Source organism: Pseudomonas sp. RC10, from assembly GCF_038397775.1.
Classification (GTDB): domain Bacteria; phylum Pseudomonadota; class Gammaproteobacteria; order Pseudomonadales; family Pseudomonadaceae; genus Aquipseudomonas; species Aquipseudomonas bambusae.
In genome coordinates this window covers 4,806,796-4,824,263 of record NZ_CP151650.1, presented here as the reverse complement: position 1 = coordinate 4,824,263, position 17,468 = coordinate 4,806,796, and the positions used below count along the sequence as shown (strand labels likewise).

Annotated in this window: 8 protein-coding genes, 2 tRNA genes and 3 rRNA genes; 8 read left to right on the top strand and 5 right to left on the bottom strand. The window is 56.3% G+C overall.

Annotation, left to right across the window (positions count from 1 at the left end; all coding sequences use genetic code 11):
* Window positions 1-2: 2 nt before the first annotated feature.
* The 3 genes from AAEO81_RS21980 to AAEO81_RS21970 form a co-directional block, all read right to left on the bottom strand.
* The gene (locus AAEO81_RS21980) at window positions 3-1,517 is read right to left on the bottom strand and encodes an oligosaccharide flippase family protein (protein ID WP_341959009.1); all 1,515 of its coding nucleotides are present in this window, start codon (window positions 1,515-1,517) and stop codon (window positions 3-5) included.
* A gap of 41 nt (window positions 1,518-1,558) precedes the next feature.
* Window positions 1,559-2,680 carry a DegT/DnrJ/EryC1/StrS family aminotransferase gene (locus AAEO81_RS21975; RefSeq protein WP_166597985.1) on the bottom strand — a complete coding sequence of 374 codons (1,122 nt, stop codon included), beginning with the start codon at window positions 2,678-2,680 and terminating at the stop codon, window positions 1,559-1,561.
* An 86-nt stretch (window positions 2,681-2,766) separates the two neighbouring features.
* Window positions 2,767-3,552: a hypothetical protein gene (locus tag AAEO81_RS21970; protein WP_341959008.1), complete on the bottom strand. Its 786-nt coding sequence runs from the start codon at window positions 3,550-3,552 to the stop codon at window positions 2,767-2,769.
* A gap of 917 nt (window positions 3,553-4,469) precedes the next feature.
* On the opposite strand from AAEO81_RS21970, the gene AAEO81_RS21965 reads away from it, so the two are divergent.
* Complete coding sequence (locus tag AAEO81_RS21965) at window positions 4,470-6,278, top strand: aminopeptidase P family protein (protein ID WP_341959007.1); 1,809 nt, start codon at window positions 4,470-4,472, stop codon at window positions 6,276-6,278.
* An 86-nt stretch (window positions 6,279-6,364) separates the two neighbouring features.
* Here the strand turns inward: AAEO81_RS21965 and AAEO81_RS21960 are convergent, their stop codons facing one another.
* On the bottom strand, window positions 6,365-6,655 hold the full coding sequence (locus AAEO81_RS21960; RefSeq protein WP_341959006.1) for a hypothetical protein: 291 nt from the start codon (window positions 6,653-6,655) through the stop codon (window positions 6,365-6,367).
* 177 nt (window positions 6,656-6,832) lie between these two features.
* Complete coding sequence (gene rhtA, locus AAEO81_RS21955) at window positions 6,833-7,717, bottom strand: threonine/homoserine exporter RhtA (protein ID WP_341959005.1); 885 nt, start codon at window positions 7,715-7,717, stop codon at window positions 6,833-6,835.
* Between the two features lie 630 nt (window positions 7,718-8,347).
* Here rhtA and AAEO81_RS21950 point away from each other — a divergent pair.
* The 7 genes from AAEO81_RS21950 (at window position 8,348) to AAEO81_RS21920 (ending at window position 17,465) form a co-directional block, all read left to right on the top strand.
* Window positions 8,348-9,884 (top strand): 16S ribosomal RNA (locus tag AAEO81_RS21950).
* A gap of 125 nt (window positions 9,885-10,009) precedes the next feature.
* Window positions 10,010-10,086, top strand: a tRNA-Ile gene (locus AAEO81_RS21945).
* 7 nt (window positions 10,087-10,093) lie between these two features.
* Window positions 10,094-10,169 (top strand) — tRNA-Ala (locus AAEO81_RS21940).
* A 220-nt stretch (window positions 10,170-10,389) separates the two neighbouring features.
* Window positions 10,390-13,281, top strand: a 23S ribosomal RNA gene (locus AAEO81_RS21935).
* Window positions 13,282-13,448: 167 nt separating this feature from the next.
* Window positions 13,449-13,564 (top strand): 5S ribosomal RNA (gene rrf / locus AAEO81_RS21930).
* Together the 16S, 23S and 5S rRNA genes with 2 tRNA genes alongside form the textbook arrangement of a ribosomal RNA operon.
* Before the next feature lie 508 nt (window positions 13,565-14,072).
* A complete protein-coding gene (locus AAEO81_RS21925) occupies window positions 14,073-15,056 on the top strand; it encodes a YCF48-related protein (RefSeq protein ID WP_341959004.1) in 984 nt (327 codons plus the stop codon).
* 27 nt (window positions 15,057-15,083) lie between these two features.
* The gene (locus AAEO81_RS21920; protein ID WP_341959003.1) at window positions 15,084-17,465 is read left to right on the top strand and encodes an RND family transporter; all 2,382 of its coding nucleotides are present in this window, start codon (window positions 15,084-15,086) and stop codon (window positions 17,463-17,465) included.
* The last annotated feature ends 3 nt before the right edge of the window (window positions 17,466-17,468 follow it).

Sequence of the window (17,468 nt, the reverse complement as noted above, 5' to 3'; positions counted from 1 at the left end):
CGTTAGAGACTGGGCTTGCTGAACAGGACGGAAATCTTCGTCACCAGTGGCTTGTAGCTGGCGGCTACCACCATCAGCGTGATCAGGCCGCTGACGGCCAGACCCAAGAACGTGTTGAAGCGATTGTCATCGGCGATCAGTCGCAGCACCGGCTCGCTGATCGCCAGGCCCACGGCCGTCATCACGCTGATGCGCAAGATGTCGCGCAACCAGAGGCCGTGAATGCCCGGCGCGAGGCGTTGATGCACGATCATCGGCCAGATGGCGAACGACACCACGCGCAGAACGAACCAGGCGAGGGCGGCGCCCAAGGCTCCGTAAAAGTGAATCGCCAGCACCATCACTGGCACCGTGATCAGCGCAGAAATGACGCTGTACCAGACGTGCAACCGCATCTGCCCATAGGCGTATTGCAGGTAGAACTGAAACGCACTGACGGCCATGATCGCGCTGCCCAGCGAGTACCACGGCAGAATCGAGCGGCTCCAGTCGGCGGCCAATCGATCGCCCGACCAGGCGTACACCATCTCGTGGGCATGCAAAGCGATCAGCGCGGCCAGCGGAAACAGAAACGTGCAGACGAAGCGGTTGGCGGCCAGAAACAAAGCGTGCATGTCATCGCGACGACCTTCGGCCATCAACACCGTCAGACGCGGCAGCAGCGTCTGCGCCAGCGGGTTGCTCAACATCATGATGCCGGTGGTGATCAGCGCCACCAGCGAGAAGTAACCGTACTCGTTGAGCGGCAGCATCTCGGACAGCAGCACCTTGTCGATCTGGGTCAGCACGATCCACAACACCGCAGTGCCCGACATGCTGGCGGCGAACGGGATGATCGGCTTGACCAACTGCCAGTCGAATCCGGTCAGCAAAGACGGCTTCGGCATCTGTTGATACGCGCGAGCGGCAAAGATCAGGGTTTCGACCAGCCCCACCAGCACCTGAAACTCGAAGAACGTCACCGGGTCGCTGGTGATCGTACTCACCAGAAACAGCCCGCCGAAGTAGCGCAGGGTGGCGATGATCACGTTGGCGATGTTCAGCCAAGCGTGTTGTTCGAGGCCCTGAATCCCGCTTTTATAGAGTGTCGAAAACAGCCGCAGGGCGATCACGATACCCATCAGGCTGATGCACTCGACCAGCGTCTGGGTCGACAGCTCCTTGGCGTTGAGCCAGTGCACGGCGATCCAGTCGCTCCCGGCCATCATCGCCACACAACACAGACCCGCCAGCGGCACGAAGATCAGTTCGAACGACCGCAGCAGGCGGCCGGAGTGATAGTCCTGCACCGTCGCCCCTTGCTGATGCGCAACGGCGCGCACCAGGCTGGGCGATAACCCCGCGTCCAGCAATTGCAGCCAGGCCTGCAACACCGAGAAGAAACCGATCAGGCCATATGCCTCGGCGCCCATGTGGCCGAGGTAGAACGGCATGATCAGGATTCCCACCAGCAGCGTGTAGGCCTGGCCTGCATAGCTCAACGCAGTGTTGCGTATGACTGAGCGTTTGGTTTGCATGGAATGTCCCTTTCTTGCCTGAACGTGACGTGACACCGGCTTCAGATGGCGCTCGCCAGGTTCGGGGCCTGGTAGGACGCATGACCCAGGCTGCATTCGGCAATCACGGTGGCAATCACCCGCTCCTGATCTTCCACTTGCAGGCCCGGGAAGATCGGCAGGCAGAGCACGCGGTCACTCAAGGCGCGCGACGCAGTTTGTGCCGCCTGCGGTTGCAGGTATTCAAGGGTGTCCAGCGATGGGTAGAAATACCGGCGCGGGTTGATGCCATTGGTGTTCAAGGCACTGCGTACGCGCAACAACTGCTGCTCGTCGCTCAGGGCGATCGGGTAGTAACTGTTGTTGAGCTCGCTGTTGTCTTCCGGTTTCTGGAGGTCGACGTAATCGCCCAGGCGGGTGGTGTAGCGGTGGGCAATTTCAGCGCGTTGCTGAAGAATGTTCTCGATGTCGTCGAGAATGCACAGGCCCATTGCCGCTGAAAATTCGTTGAGCTTGGCGTTGATGCCGATGCCGTCGATCTTGTCGACTTCAACGATGCCGAAGTTGCACAGCAAGTGAACGCGACGGGCCAGCTCATCGTCGTTGGTGATGATCGCGCCGCCTTCAATGGTGTGAAACAGCTTGGTGGCATGAAAGCTCAAGGTGCTGATGTCGCCCCAGTTAAGCACCGACTGACCGGCGTGGCGCACGGCGAAGGCATGGGCGCCGTCGTACACGACTTTCAGATTGCGCCGACGGGCGATTTCTTCGATGCGTTCCACTGCGCAGGGGTTGCCGAACACATGGGTGCCGACGATGGCGGTGGTGTCCGAGACGATGCGGCTTTCGATGTGCTCAGGGGAGATGTTCCAGGTCTGCGCATCAATGTCCGCGAAGATCGGGCGAATGCCTTCCCATTGCAACGAACTGCTGGTGGCCACGAAGCTGAAGGGCGTGGTCACTGCGCTGCCGCTCAGGCCGAGTGCGCGGTAGGCGACTTGCAGGGCGAGGGTGCCGTTGTTGGTCAGGATGACGTGCCTGACGCCGAGGTATTCCTTCAGGCGCTCTTCCAGTTGGCACACCAGCGGACCGTGGTTGGTCAACCAGCCACGCGCATAGATGCCTTCGACGTAAGTTTTGAACTTGTCGATATCGCCCAGGTAAGTCTTGGTTACGTTGATCATCGAAATCTCCATTTCTGACGCAAATCTTTCAGGGCTTTTAGGCAGCCATGCTTTCAAGGCGGGTTGCACACCGTGTGCGGTCCGGTTCAGCTCTGTGTGGAAGCAGGAGGCTGATTGCCGGCTTTATTACTCATCCGTCTCGCTCGACCCTGGTTGATCCGCAGAATCAGCCGGGTCGCCAGACTGCCTGTATGGGGGTCACCGAAGTGGAACAGCGCTGTGGCGCGCTTCACATCGGCACCGCAGGGCTGATTGGCGTGCAGCGTGCGGTAGCCCCAGAAGAAATAAACATTGCCGGGTTCCAGGCGCAGGACATAAGGCTTGAGCCAGTTGCGCTGCATGCCTTTGACGATCCAGCCACGGGTAACCTTGTTCTGCAGCAACGCTTTCTCGATCACGTTGAACAGCACCCAACCACGCACCCGTCGAATGTTCGGGAAGAGCATCAGATCGCCGCGCTCCTCGCCCTCGGTGGGGATGAACACCGGAATCAGCGCCGTCACCAGACTTGCGTCGTAGTGAAAGGCATTGGATTCGCGCTTACCCTGATTGCCCTGTACGCAACGCAGCACCGGAAAGATCCGATCGCTGCGGGCATCGTGCCGGGCGGCATGTCGGTAGAGGCCGCCCAGCAGGGACTTGAAGCGAGGGTCGGTCCAGTAGCTCGACAGCAGGCTTTCGCCCAGCATCGCTTCACCGTGATAGGCGAAGTATTCACCCTGGTGTTTGCGCGCTTGTTCGTCGGTCCAGGCGCGCAGCTGTTGAAGGTCTGCGTCGGACACCGCGCCGTCGAGCTTTGCAAAGCCGTGGGTATCGATTTCGTCAGCCAGGCGCTGGGCCAGCTGCTCATCCATGTCGAAAGATAAAGGCATTGCATCGCGTCCTCTAAAGAAGGAAAGGGGACACAACAGGTTGCGATTGAGGCTTCAGGCACGCTACCGCCCGAATCTGCAGACCCTGCTGTTCTACTCACTGTTTGTACACGCCGTCTTTTCAAAAGAGTCTTGAGAAAAGCGTTGGGCAAAGCTACCGCCCAACCGAGCACTTTCAGTTCTTTTGAAAATTTTCTCTCGGCCAACACATGCCCACCGGCGCAAGGGACACACCGTTTGTGTTCATTAACTTCGAAGGCAGATACAGCATGATGAAGTCTGAAATGTCTTCTGCGCACAGCTCTGTGGCTGCGCTGCTAAAACAGGAAAACATTGGACAGGCATATATATCGACGGGCGCGGACTTTCTGTCAAATTATTTCGCCAACATTCTGTAAAATTTTTGATAACCTGACATTTTGATCATGTAACTCATTGATTTATATGAAAGTCAAAAAAATAGCGTTGTTCTATCACGGTGCGCTGACGCTTTTGAAGCATTGAGGAAACGACTCCAAAGAAGGTGGGAAACTTGGCAAAAGACAGTTTTCCACCGCCAGAAGTCAGGCGCAGGGTGCAGCTATCGGTTTTATGGCGCGGGTTAATTGAACGTCTTAGTGCGTTCGTTTGTGATCAAAACAGGAACTGAGCAACTAACGAAGTGATGAAAGTTTGGCGCCGTTTTATCCAACTTTGCCCGGCCTGTTAGTGTTGGATCAGTTCGAGATTAATAACGCAATCTTTGAAACTTTCTGAAAGGTCTAATGTCGTGCCGATCTAACGGCTTGAGGCGTAACGCGTTCCGACTGACCGTTCCCGTCATCTCGTGATACCTGGCATGCGGTTGCTCCCCGCCGATACGTCCTCCATTATCTGTCAGGTGCGACGCAAACAATTTCGGGTCAGCAGGAGATTCAATGAACACGCAGTCGAAAACCAGTGGAGTGGTGGCGCAACGCTTGGCGCAGGCACGCGCCCTCATGAGTCGTGAAGGCATCGACGCCTGGCTGGTGCCGTCGGCCGATCCTCATCTGTCGGAATACCTGCCGGGGTATTGGCAAGGCCGGCAATGGCTGTCGGGCTTTCATGGGTCGGTCGGCACGCTGATCGTCACCCCTGATTTCGCGGGCGTGTGGGCCGACAGCCGCTACTGGGAGCAGGCCACTAAAGAATTGGCGGGCAGCGGGATCGAACTGGTCAAGTTGCAACCCGGCCAGCCGGGGCCGCTGGAATGGCTGGCGGAGCAGGCCAAGGCTGATTCCGTTGTCGCGGTTGACGGTGCTGTCCTGGCGGTCGCGTCCTCACGCACGCTGGCCAGCAACCTTTATGCCCGTGGTGCCCGACTGCGCACCGACCTCGATCCGCTGACCGAGCTGTGGGAAGGCCGCCCGGTGCTGCCGACCCAGGCTATTTATGAGCACGTCGCGCCTCAGGCCACGCAATCCCGCCCGGAAAAACTGACCCGGCTGCGCAAGGTGATCGCCGAGCGCGGCGCCGACTGGCATTTTCTCGCGACGCTGGACGACATCGCCTGGCTGTTTAACCTGCGCGGCGAAGACGTTTCCTACAATCCCGTGTTCATTTCTTTCGCCCTGATCGGCCCTGACAGCGTCAGCCTGTTCGTGGCGCCCGAGAAAGTGAACCCGGCGCTGCGCAAAACCCTGGAAAACGAACGCATCACGCTGCGCGAATACACCGCCATTGGCGCCGCGCTGCGTGACGTGCCGAAAGAGGCAAGGCTGCTGGTGGACCCGGCGCGGGTGACCTGTGGCCTGCTCGACTACCTGGACAGCGAAGTCACGTTGGTCGAAGGCCTCAACCCGAGCACCCTGTTTAAATCACAAAAAAGCGAGGCGGACGCCCGGCACATTCGTCAGGCCATGGAACAGGATGGCGCCGCGCTGTGCGAATTCTTCGCTTGGCTGGACTCGGCGCTGGGCAATGAGCGTGTCACCGAGCTGACCATCGACGAAAAACTCAGCGCGGCTCGCGCGAAGCGTCCGGACTACATCTCTCAAAGCTTCGCCACCATTGCGGGCTTCAACGGTAACGGCGCGATGCCGCATTACCGCGCCACGGAAGAGGAACACTCCGTCATCGAAGGCGACGGTCTGTTGCTGATTGATTCCGGGGGCCAGTACCTGGGTGGCACCACCGACATCACCCGTATGGTGCCTGTCGGAACGCCGACCGCCGATCAAAAGCGTGATTGCACGCGGGTATTGAAGGGTGTGATCGCACTGTCCCGCGCCCACTTTCCGCGCGGCATTCTCTCGCCACTGCTGGATGCGATCGCTCGGGCGCCGATCTGGGCCGAGGGCGTCAACTATGGTCACGGCACCGGGCACGGCGTCGGCTACTTCCTCAACGTGCATGAAGGCCCGCAGGTGATTGCCTACCAGGCACCGGCTACGCCGCAAACCGCGATGCAGCCGGGGATGATCACCTCCATCGAGCCGGGCACTTATCGTCCGGGTCAGTGGGGCGTGCGGATCGAGAACCTGGTCATCAACCAGGAAGCGGGCAAGACCGAGTTTGGCGAATTCCTGAAATTTGAAACCCTGACCTTGTGCCCGATCGATACGCGCTGCCTGGAGGTGAGTCTGCTGACGGAAGAAGAACGTGAGTGGTTGAATGGCTACCACGCGGACGTCAAGCGCCGCTTGAGCCCATTGCTCGACGGCCCGGCGCTGGCATGGCTGGAATTGCGCACCGCCGCCGTCTGATCAGGTCGAGCTCCATAGGAGCGGAAGCTACAGGACGAATTCGATGCCTGCGCCTGGAAGGGCAGGCAAACGAATGGGGAAGGGCTTCAAGGCTGAGTCGGCTTCTTGCACACGATGATCATGCTGCGGCTGGTATAGCCAGCCGGATTGAGTCCCAGTGGGAAATCTCCCGGGTCCTCGGTCGCGTCGCCTGATTTGGCAATGACCCGGTATTGCCGGGATTCACAGGAGTCGGTCGCCATCTTGTAGCACTGATCCCACGAAGACGAGAGACCGGAGCAATTGATGTGCAGGCCCCGCTTGCTCTTCACTGGCTTGGAGGTGGCGGCGCATCCGGCGACGCTCAAAATGGCCAGCATTATTAAAATGTACTTCATTCATTTCCTTACCCGACCGGCTACAACCGCTCAGTCCCTAGCTTGAATTCGCTCGCTTGCCTGAAGCCAACAGCCATGCCCATCCAAATGAAGCTCCGCAATGGAGGGCTTGGACGTAAACATGGCGCAACAGCGTTACAAATACCAGTGACATCGTGTAACTGAGACCAAAAAGCGTCAGTCGGCTGGCACCAAGGCCACAGGCTCGGGGCGCGTGGTCAGTGTCGCACCGACCGAGGCGACGATAATCGCACTGATGGCCAGCCACTGGGTCAGGGTCAGGCTCTCATGCAGAAACAGCAATCCGGACAGCGCGCCCACGGCAGGTTCCATGCTCATCAACGTGCCGAATGTGCGAACGGGCATTCGGGTGAGGGCGACCATCTCCAGGCTGTAAGGCAGTGCCGTCGAAAGTACGGCGACGCCAAGGGCGGTCAGGATCAGAGCAGGGTCAAGCAAAGCGCTGCCCGCATGCGCTACCCCAATCGGGGCAATGAAGATGGCAGCAATGACCACGCCGAGCGCAGCTGTTTGGACGCCATGATCCGCGCCGGCCTTCTGGCCGAACAGAATGTAGCCCGCCCAGCAAACGCCTGCGCCCAACGCATAAAGAGCGCCGGCTAGATCCAGGCCATTTGCCTGCCCCATGGGGATGAGTAAGGCGAGGCCTGTCACTGCCAGTACGATCCAGATGAAGTCGGTGACTTTGCGTGAGTGCAGCAAGGCCACCGCCAATGGCCCGGTGAACTCCAGTGCAACGCCGATCCCAAGAGGAATCGTGCGGATAGCCATATAGAAGAGGAAATTCATGCCGCCCAGTGCGATGCCATATATAAGCACCGTGCGCAGGGAGCTGGGGGTGAAGGTCGTGCGCCATGGGCGCAGGATCAGCGTCATCAGGATGCTCGCGAACACCAAGCGCAAGGTCGTGGTGCCTTGCGCGCCGATGGCTGGGAATAATGACTTGGCGAGCGAGGCGCCGGTCTGCACCGACATCATGGCAATCAGCAGCATGCCGACCGGGAGAAGAGCGGCTGTCAGGCGGGTGGGGTTTGCGTTCATTGTGTTATTGAGATCCGAAAGGCTGGACGTGCATATAGAAGAGGGACGTCATGATGCTCAAGAATCTGGCTCTGAGCAATATAGTGCTCATTTTTATCGTCTGGGACGATTTTCGAAGATATTCGGAATAAGTGCTTGACGCCTCTCCGGATGTGTCTATAATTCGCCCCACTTCCGGCGCAGTCGGAACCGAAAACTCCTTGAAGATCAACGAGTTAAAGGTTCAGGATGGCGAGGAAGTGCTTCGGTTCTGGTGTCTGAATCGACAGCGGTGAAAAAGGTGGTTGACAGCAAGTTGTAACGCTGTAGAATTCGCCTCCCGCTGACATGAGACGCCAAGTCGAACGAAGCGCAAGTGGTTGAAGTTGATAAGGAAACTTTGAAAACTTCTGAAAATAACCGCTTGACAGATTGAGACGCTGCTGTAGAATGCGCGCCTCGGTTGAGACGAAAAGCTCTTGACCAACCGCTCTTTAACAATTGAATCAAGCAATTCGTGTGGGTGCTTGTGCTGTAAGACTGAAGTCAACTGATTATCAGCATCGCAAGTTGCTCCACGAGAAATCATGGTTTAACCAACGATTGCTGAGCCAAGTTTATAGGGTTTTCTCAAAACCCGATTGCAGTATTGAACTGAAGAGTTTGATCATGGCTCAGATTGAACGCTGGCGGCAGGCCTAACACATGCAAGTCGAGCGGATGAAGGGAGCTTGCTCCCTGATTCAGCGGCGGACGGGTGAGTAATGCCTAGGAATCTGCCTGGTAGTGGGGGACAACGTTTCGAAAGGAACGCTAATACCGCATACGTCCTACGGGAGAAAGTGGGGGATCTTCGGACCTCACGCTATCAGATGAGCCTAGGTCGGATTAGCTAGTTGGTGAGGTAATGGCTCACCAAGGCGACGATCCGTAACTGGTCTGAGAGGATGATCAGTCACACTGGAACTGAGACACGGTCCAGACTCCTACGGGAGGCAGCAGTGGGGAATATTGGACAATGGGCGAAAGCCTGATCCAGCCATGCCGCGTGTGTGAAGAAGGTCTTCGGATTGTAAAGCACTTTAAGTTGGGAGGAAGGGTTGCTGATTAATACTCTGCAATTTTGACGTTACCGACAGAATAAGCACCGGCTAACTCTGTGCCAGCAGCCGCGGTAATACAGAGGGTGCAAGCGTTAATCGGAATTACTGGGCGTAAAGCGCGCGTAGGTGGTTTGTTAAGTTGAATGTGAAATCCCCGGGCTCAACCTGGGAACTGCATCCAAAACTGGCAAGCTAGAGTAGGGCAGAGGGTGGTGGAATTTCCTGTGTAGCGGTGAAATGCGTAGATATAGGAAGGAACACCAGTGGCGAAGGCGACCACCTGGGCTCATACTGACACTGAGGTGCGAAAGCGTGGGGAGCAAACAGGATTAGATACCCTGGTAGTCCACGCCGTAAACGATGTCAACTAGCCGTTGGAATCCTTGAGATTTTAGTGGCGCAGCTAACGCATTAAGTTGACCGCCTGGGGAGTACGGCCGCAAGGTTAAAACTCAAATGAATTGACGGGGGCCCGCACAAGCGGTGGAGCATGTGGTTTAATTCGAAGCAACGCGAAGAACCTTACCAGGCCTTGACATCCAGTGAACTTACCAGAGATGGTTTGGTGCCTTCGGGAACACTGAGACAGGTGCTGCATGGCTGTCGTCAGCTCGTGTCGTGAGATGTTGGGTTAAGTCCCGTAACGAGCGCAACCCTTGTCCTTAGTTACCAGCACGTTAAGGTGGGCACTCTAAGGAGACTGCCGGTGACAAACCGGAGGAAGGTGGGGATGACGTCAAGTCATCATGGCCCTTACGGCCTGGGCTACACACGTGCTACAATGGTCGGTACAAAGGGTTGCCAAGCCGCGAGGTGGAGCTAATCCCATAAAACCGATCGTAGTCCGGATCGCAGTCTGCAACTCGACTGCGTGAAGTCGGAATCGCTAGTAATCGCGAATCAGAATGTCGCGGTGAATACGTTCCCGGGCCTTGTACACACCGCCCGTCACACCATGGGAGTGGGTTGCACCAGAAGTAGCTAGTCTAACCTTCGGGGGGACGGTTACCACGGTGTGATTCATGACTGGGGTGAAGTCGTAACAAGGTAGCCGTAGGGGAACCTGCGGCTGGATCACCTCCTTAATCGAAGACTCAGCTTCTTCGCAAGTTCCCACACGAATTGCTTGATTCATTGAAGAAGACGATAGAAGCAGCTCCAAGCTTTGAGCTACAAGCTTCAAGCTTGATCGCGGTTTGCATCAAGATTTAGGTCTGTAGCTCAGTTGGTTAGAGCGCACCCCTGATAAGGGTGAGGTCGGCAGTTCAAATCTGCCCAGACCTACCAGTTTCCCGGGGCCATAGCTCAGCTGGGAGAGCGCCTGCCTTGCACGCAGGAGGTCAGCGGTTCGATCCCGCTTGGCTCCACCATACTGCTTCTGAAATCGCAAAGCTTAGAAATGAACGTTTGGTTCGAACGTTGATTTCTAGTCTTTGATTAGATCGTTCTTTAAAAATTCGGGTATGTGATAGAAAGATAGACTGGGCACCTCTTTCACTGGTGCGTGTCCAGGCTAAGGTAAAGTTTGTGAAATGCAAACTTTCGGCGAATGTCGTCTTCACAGTATAACCAGATTGCTTGGGGTTATATGGTCAAGTGAAGAAGCGCATACGGTGGATGCCTTGGCAGTCAGAGGCGATGAAAGACGTGGTAGCCTGCGAAAAGCTTCGGGGAGTCGGCAAACAGACTGTGATCCGGAGATGTCTGAATGGGGGAACCCAACCATCACAAGATGGTTACCTTGCACTGAATACATAGGTGCATGGAGCGAACCAGGGGAACTGAAACATCTAAGTACCCTGAGGAAAAGAAATCAACCGAGATTCCCTTAGTAGTGGCGAGCGAACGGGGACCAGCCCTTAAGTTGATTTGAGATTAGCGGAACGCTCTGGAAAGTGCGGCCATAGTGGGTGATAGCCCTGTACGCGAAAATCTCTTGTCAATGAAATCGAGTAGGACGGGGCACGAGAAACCTTGTCTGAACATGGGGGGACCATCCTCCAAGGCTAAATACTACTGACTGACCGATAGTGAACCAGTACCGTGAGGGAAAGGCGAAAAGAACCGCGGAGAGCGGAGTGAAATAGATCCTGAAACCGTATGCGTACAAGCAGTGGGAGCCCACTTTGTTGGGTGACTGCGTACCTTTTGTATAATGGGTCAGCGACTTATTTTCAGTGGCGAGCTTAACCGAATAGGGGAGGCGTAGCGAAAGCGAGTCTTAATAGGGCGTCTAGTCGCTGGGAATAGACCCGAAACCGGGCGATCTATCCATGGGCAGGTTGAAGGTTAGGTAACACTGACTGGAGGACCGAACCGACTACCGTTGAAAAGTTAGCGGATGACCTGTGGATCGGAGTGAAAGGCTAATCAAGCTCGGAGATAGCTGGTTCTCCTCGAAAGCTATTTAGGTAGCGCCTCATGTATCACTGTAGGGGGTAGAGCACTGTTTCGGCTAGGGGGTCATCCCGACTTACCAAACCGATGCAAACTCCGAATACCTACAAGTGCCGAGCATGGGAGACACACGGCGGGTGCTAACGTCCGTCGTGAAAAGGGAAACAACCCAGACCGTCAGCTAAGGTCCCAAAGTCATGGTTAAGTGGGAAACGATGTGGGAAGGCTTAGACAGCTAGGAGGTTGGCTTAGAAGCAGCCACCCTTTAAAGAAAGCGTAATAGCTCACTAGTCGAGTCGGCCTGCGCGGAAGATGTAACGGGGCTCAAACCATGCACCGAAGCTACGGGTATCACCTTTGGTGATGCGGTAGAGGAGCGTTCTGTAAGCCTGTGAAGGTGAGTTGAGAAGCTTGCTGGAGGTATCAGAAGTGCGAATGCTGACATGAGTAACGACAATGGGTGTGAAAAACACCCACGCCGAAAGACCAAGGTTTCCTGCGCAACGTTAATCGACGCAGGGTTAGTCGGTCCCTAAGGCGAGGCTGAAAAGCGTAGTCGATGGAAAACAGGTTAATATTCCTGTACTTCTGGTTATTGCGATGGAGGGACGGAGAAGGCTAGGCCAGCCTGGCGTTGGTTGTCCAGGTTTAAGGTGGTAGGCTGGAATCTTAGGTAAATCCGGGATTTCAAGGCCGAGAGCTGATGACGAGTGTTCTTTAGAACACGAAGTGGTTGATGCCATGCTTCCAAGAAAAGCTTCTAAGCTTCAGGTAACCAGGAACCGTACCCCAAACCGACACAGGTGGTTGGGTAGAGAATACCAAGGCGCTTGAGAGAACTCGGGTGAAGGAACTAGGCAAAATGGCACCGTAACTTCGGGAGAAGGTGCGCCGGTGAGGGTGAAGGACTTGCTCCGTAAGCCCATGCCGGTCGAAGATACCAGGCCGCTGCGACTGTTTATTAAAAACACAGCACTCTGCAAACACGAAAGTGGACGTATAGGGTGTGACGCCTGCCCGGTGCCGGAAGGTTAATTGATGGGGTTAGCTAACGCGAAGCTCTTGATCGAAGCCCCGGTAAACGGCGGCCGTAACTATAACGGTCCTAAGGTAGCGAAATTCCTTGTCGGGTAAGTTCCGACCTGCACGAATGGCGTAACGATGGCGGCGCTGTCTCCACCCGAGACTCAGTGAAATTGAAATCGCTGTGAAGATGCAGTGTATCCGCGGCTAGACGGAAAGACCCCGTGAACCTTTACTATAGCTTTGCACTGGACTTTGAATTTGCTTGTGTAGGATAGGTGGGAGGCTTTGAAGCGTGAACGCCAGTTTGCGTGGAGCCATCCTTGAAATACCACCCTGGCAACTTTGAGGTTCTAACTCAGGTCCGTTATCCGGATCGAGGACAGTGTATGGTGGGTAGTTTGACTGGGGCGGTCTCCTCCTAAAGAGTAACGGAGGAGTACGAAGGTGCGCTCAGACCGGTCGGAAATCGGTCGTAGAGTATAAAGGCAAAAGCGCGCTTGACTGCGAGACAGACACGTCGAGCAGGTACGAAAGTAGGTCTTAGTGATCCGGTGGTTCTGTATGGAAGGGCCATCGCTCAACGGATAAAAGGTACTCCGGGGATAACAGGCTGATACCGCCCAAGAGTTCATATCGACGGCGGTGTTTGGCACCTCGATGTCGGCTCATCACATCCTGGGGCTGAAGCCGGTCCCAAGGGTATGGCTGTTCGCCATTTAAAGTGGTACGCGAGCTGGGTTTAGAACGTCGTGAGACAGTTCGGTCCCTATCTGCCGTGGACGTTTGAGATTTGAGAGGGGCTGCTCCTAGTACGAGAGGACCGGAGTGGACGAACCTCTGGTGTTCCGGTTGTCACGCCAGTGGCATTGCCGGGTAGCTATGTTCGGGAAAGATAACCGCTGAAAGCATCTAAGCGGGAAACTTGCCTCAAGATGAGATCTCACTGGAACCTTGAGTTCCCTGAAGGGCCGTCGAAGACTACGACGTTGATAGGTTGGGTGTGTAAGCGCTGTGAGGCGTTGAGCTAACCAATACTAATTGCCCGTGAGGCTTGACCATATAACACCCAAGCAATCTGATGCCTTGGAGCTGAAAAGCCGAGAGAGCCAGATTGCGGTGACTGTGAAGACGACAGCAACCGAAAGTTTGCAGCACAGACGAACGACCTGATCACATACCCGATTTGCTGAGGCGAGGCCGCAGGCCACGACTTGGTACCCGAATTTCTTGACGACCATAGAACATTGGAACCACCTGATCCCATCCCGAACTCAGAAGTGAAACGATGTATCGCCGATGGTAGTGTGGGGTTTCCCCATGTGAGAGTAGGTCATCGTCAAGATTAAATTCCAGAACCCCATTTGCGAAAGCAGATGGGGTTTTGTTTTTGCGCGCGGAAAAATGCTTGGCATAACCCAAGCCCAGTCCTGGCCCGAACTGCGAGAGCCTCGCACAGCTGCACATATCCCAGCCGTCACGGCCATCGGCCACCTAGGTTGCTAGATATGTCACCCGACAGCCTATTCCAACGGTTAGAGTTCCCAATCAGTCCCAGTGATAACGCTGCAATCACCCGACCGTTGCTTAACAAAAGATAACGTCATGTTGATTGTCATACGTTTCCCAAGCTGGATAGGATGGGTTCGCCTCGGAAGGCTCGTACGCAGGCTAGAGCGCTTGCAGTACTGAAATGACCTTCCGGAGAACCTAATAAAAATAAAGGAAGGGGAAGCTCTATGCGTGAGCCAGTCATTCGGCGCACTCGGTCCGCGGTCATTCAACATCATGACGATTCCCGGACGCTACACACGAGCAGGCCTCTGAACGCTGTAGTATTGGTGCTCATCTCCATGGCCCTCTGCGGCACGGCACTGGCTGCTGAAAGCACGCCGACCGCTGCCCCCGCCGCCAGCGACACGGCCGTTTTCGCACTGGAGTCCGCCAAAGCCTCTCGCAGTCTGCTGTTGGACGTGACTCACGCCGGTAAGCGAATTGTGGTGGTGGGAGACCGCGGTCACATTCTTTATTCCGATGATCAAGGCAAGTCCTGGACTCAAGCCAAAGTGCCAACCCGGCAATTGCTCACAGCGGTGTACTTCGTCGACGACCAGCATGGCTGGGCTGTCGGTCATGATGCGCAGATTCTCGCCAGCAGCGATGGCGGTGCCACCTGGATCAAACAATTCGAAGACCTCAAGCGCGAGGCGCCGCTGTTAAACGTCTGGTTCAAGGACCTCAGCACTGGAATCGCAGTGGGGGCCTACGGCGCGCTGCTGGAGACCACCGACGGCGGTCAGCACTGGAATGACATCGGCGAACGGCTGGATAACGAAGACCAGTACCATCTCAATGGCATCGCTTACGTAAAGGATGCAGGTCTGTTCATCGTCGGCGAAATGGGCAGCATGTTTCGCTCATCGGATGACGGTCAAACCTGGGAAAAACTCGAAGGCCCGTATCAAGGTTCGTTGTTCGGCGCAGTGGGTACGTCCCAAGCGAATACGCTGCTGGCGTACGGCCTGCGCGGCAATCTGTTCCGCTCCACGGATTTCGGCAGCAACTGGGAGCCGGTCGCGCTGCAGGGGGAGCGTGGGCCGTTGGAATTCAGCATCGCCAACGCTTCATTGTTGCCGGACAACTCCATCGTGCTGGTCGGCAACGGGGGGAGTGTCATGCGCAGCACCGATGACGGCGAGACGTTCACCGTTTCCAATCGCTCGGACCGTCTCTCACTGGCCGGTGTGGCCGAGGACGACAAAGGCAATCTCATTCTGGTAGGACAAGGCGGCGTTCACGTCACCTCGCCGACAGGCGTTGATGTCGCTCAACAATAAGAACTGACCAGGCGAGGACGCTTATCGATGACAAATCTTCAACAGCCACACGACAAACCGACCTTTCTCGAACAATTGATCTTCAACAATCGTCCGACTGTGATTGGCATCTGTCTGTTGGTCAGTATTTTCCTGTTCTGGCAGGCCACTCTGGTTCGGCCGTCTACCAGTTTCGAGAAGATGATCCCGCTGGGTCATCCCTTCATTCAGAAGATGATGGAGCACCGCAACGACTTGGCGAACCTGGGCAACACCGTGCGGATTTCGGTGGAAGCCAAACAGGGCGATATCTTTACCAAGGAGTACATGGAGACCCTTCGGCAGATCAACGATGAGGTGTTCTACATTTCGGGTGTTGACCGTTCCGGGCTCAAGTCGCTGTGGAGCCCGAGTGTGCGCTGGACCGAGGTGACAGAGGAGGGCTTTGCCGGTGGCGAGGTGATTCCCCAGAGCTACGACGGCTCCCAGGACAGCCTCGACAAGCTGCGCAATAACGTCCTCAAATCCGGTCAAGTCGGGCGATTGGTGGCGAACAACTTCAAGTCCAGCATCGTCGACGTCCCTCTCCAGGAGTTCTACCCGGACCCGGCGGATCAGGGCAAATTGCTGCCGCTGGATTACCGGCTGTTCTCCCACCAGTTGGAGGAGAAGATCCGCGACAAATACGAAGCGCAGAACCCCAACGTCGATATTCACATCGTCGGGTTTGCCAAGAAAGTCGGCGACCTGATCGACGGCCTGATCATGGTGGTGATGTTCTTCGGCGTGGCCTTCCTGATCACTCTTGTGCTCTTGATGTGGTTCACACGCTGCACGCGCAGCACGATCGCTGTCTTGAGCACCACGTTGATCGCCGTGGTGTGGCAACTGGGGCTCATGCATGTGGTGGGCTTTGGTCTCGATCCTTACTCGATGCTCGTACCGTTTCTGATCTTTGCCATCGGCATTTCCCACGGGGTGCAGAAGATCAACGGCATTGCCCTGCAATCCAGCGACGCCGACAACGCCCTGACTGCCGCGCGTCGCACGTTTCGCCAGCTGTTTCTGCCGGGGATGATCGCGATTCTGGCGGATGCCGTGGGCTTCATCACGCTGTTGATCATCGATATTGGCGTGATTCGCGAGCTGGCCATTGGTGCGTCCATTGGTGTCGCTGTGATCGTGTTCACTAACCTGATCCTGCTCCCCGTTGCCATTTCCTACGCAGGGATCAGCAAAAAGGCCGTTGTGCGCAGTAAACAGCATGCCGTTCGTGAACACCCGTTCTGGCGTCTGCTGTCGAACTTCGCGGCACCCAAGGTCGCTAAGGTGTCGGTCACATTGGCATTGCTGGCATTGGCGGGAGGCCTCTGGTACGGCCACAACCTGAAGATCGGCGACCTTGATCAGGGCGCGCCGGAGTTGCGCCCCGACTCGCGCTACAACCAGGACAACAATTTCATCATCAGCAATTACTCCACCAGTTCTGACGTGTTGGTGGTGATGGTCAAGACGCCGCCTGAAGGCTGTTCGGCCTATCAGACGCTTTCGGCCATCAATGAGCTGTCGTGGAAGATGGAAAACACGCCGGGCGTGCAGTCGGCGATCTCGCTGGTCACTGTGTCCAAGCAGGTGATCAAAGGCATGAACGAGGGCAACCTGAAGTGGGAGTCGCTGTCGCGCAACAAGGACGTGCTCAACAGCTCTATTTCTCGCGCTGACGGTCTGTACAACAACACCTGTTCACTGGCGCCGCTGTTGATCTTCCTCAACGATCACAAGGCCGAGACGCTCGATCGGGCCGTGCACGCGGTGCAGGACTTCGCCAAGGCCAACAACAAGGAAGGGCTGGAATTCCTGTTGGCGGCCGGCAATGCCGGGATCGAAGCGGCGACCAACGAGGTGATCAAACAGGCCGAGTTGACCATCCTGATTCTGGTGTACATCTGCGTCGCCGTGATGTGCATGATCACCTTCCGCTCGTGGGCCGCGACGCTGTGCATCGTGCTGCCGCTGGTGTTGACCTCGGTGCTGGGTAACGCGCTGATGGCGTTCATGGGCATCGGGGTGAAGGTCGCGACCTTGCCGGTGGTGGCATTGGGCGTCGGGATTGGCGTCGATTACGGCATTTACATCTACAGTCGTCTGGAAAGCTTCCTGCGCGCGGATCTGCCACTCCAGGAGGCCTACTACGAAACGCTGAAGTCCACGGGCAAGGCCGTGCTGTTTACCGGTCTGTGCCTGGCGATTGGCGTGTGCACGTGGATTTTCTCAGCGATCAAGTTCCAGGCGGACATGGGCTTGATGCTAACGTTCATGCTGCTGTGGAACATGTTCGGGGCGTTGTGGTTGCTCCCTGCACTGGCGCGGTTCCTGATCAAGCCGGAGAAGATGGCGGGCAAAGTGGGGAATTCGTTGTTCTCCCATTGATGG

Excerpts from the sequence above, each read along its gene's own strand:
- AAEO81_RS21960 (WP_341959006.1), bottom strand. The coding sequence starts at position 6,655 with ATGAAGTACATTTTAATAATGCTGGCCATTTTGAGCGTCGCCGGATGC.
- AAEO81_RS21965 (WP_341959007.1), top strand. The coding sequence starts at position 4,470 with ATGAACACGCAGTCGAAAACCAGTGGAGTGGTGGCGCAACGCTTGGCG.
- rhtA (WP_341959005.1), bottom strand. The coding sequence starts at position 7,717 with ATGAACGCAAACCCCACCCGCCTGACAGCCGCTCTTCTCCCGGTCGGC.
- AAEO81_RS21980 (WP_341959009.1), bottom strand. The coding sequence starts at position 1,517 with ATGCAAACCAAACGCTCAGTCATACGCAACACTGCGTTGAGCTATGCA.
- AAEO81_RS21975 (WP_166597985.1), bottom strand. The coding sequence starts at position 2,680 with ATGATCAACGTAACCAAGACTTACCTGGGCGATATCGACAAGTTCAAA.
- AAEO81_RS21925 (WP_341959004.1), top strand. The coding sequence starts at position 14,073 with ATGGCCCTCTGCGGCACGGCACTGGCTGCTGAAAGCACGCCGACCGCT.
- AAEO81_RS21920 (WP_341959003.1), top strand. The coding sequence starts at position 15,084 with ATGACAAATCTTCAACAGCCACACGACAAACCGACCTTTCTCGAACAA.
- AAEO81_RS21970 (WP_341959008.1), bottom strand. The coding sequence starts at position 3,552 with ATGCCTTTATCTTTCGACATGGATGAGCAGCTGGCCCAGCGCCTGGCT.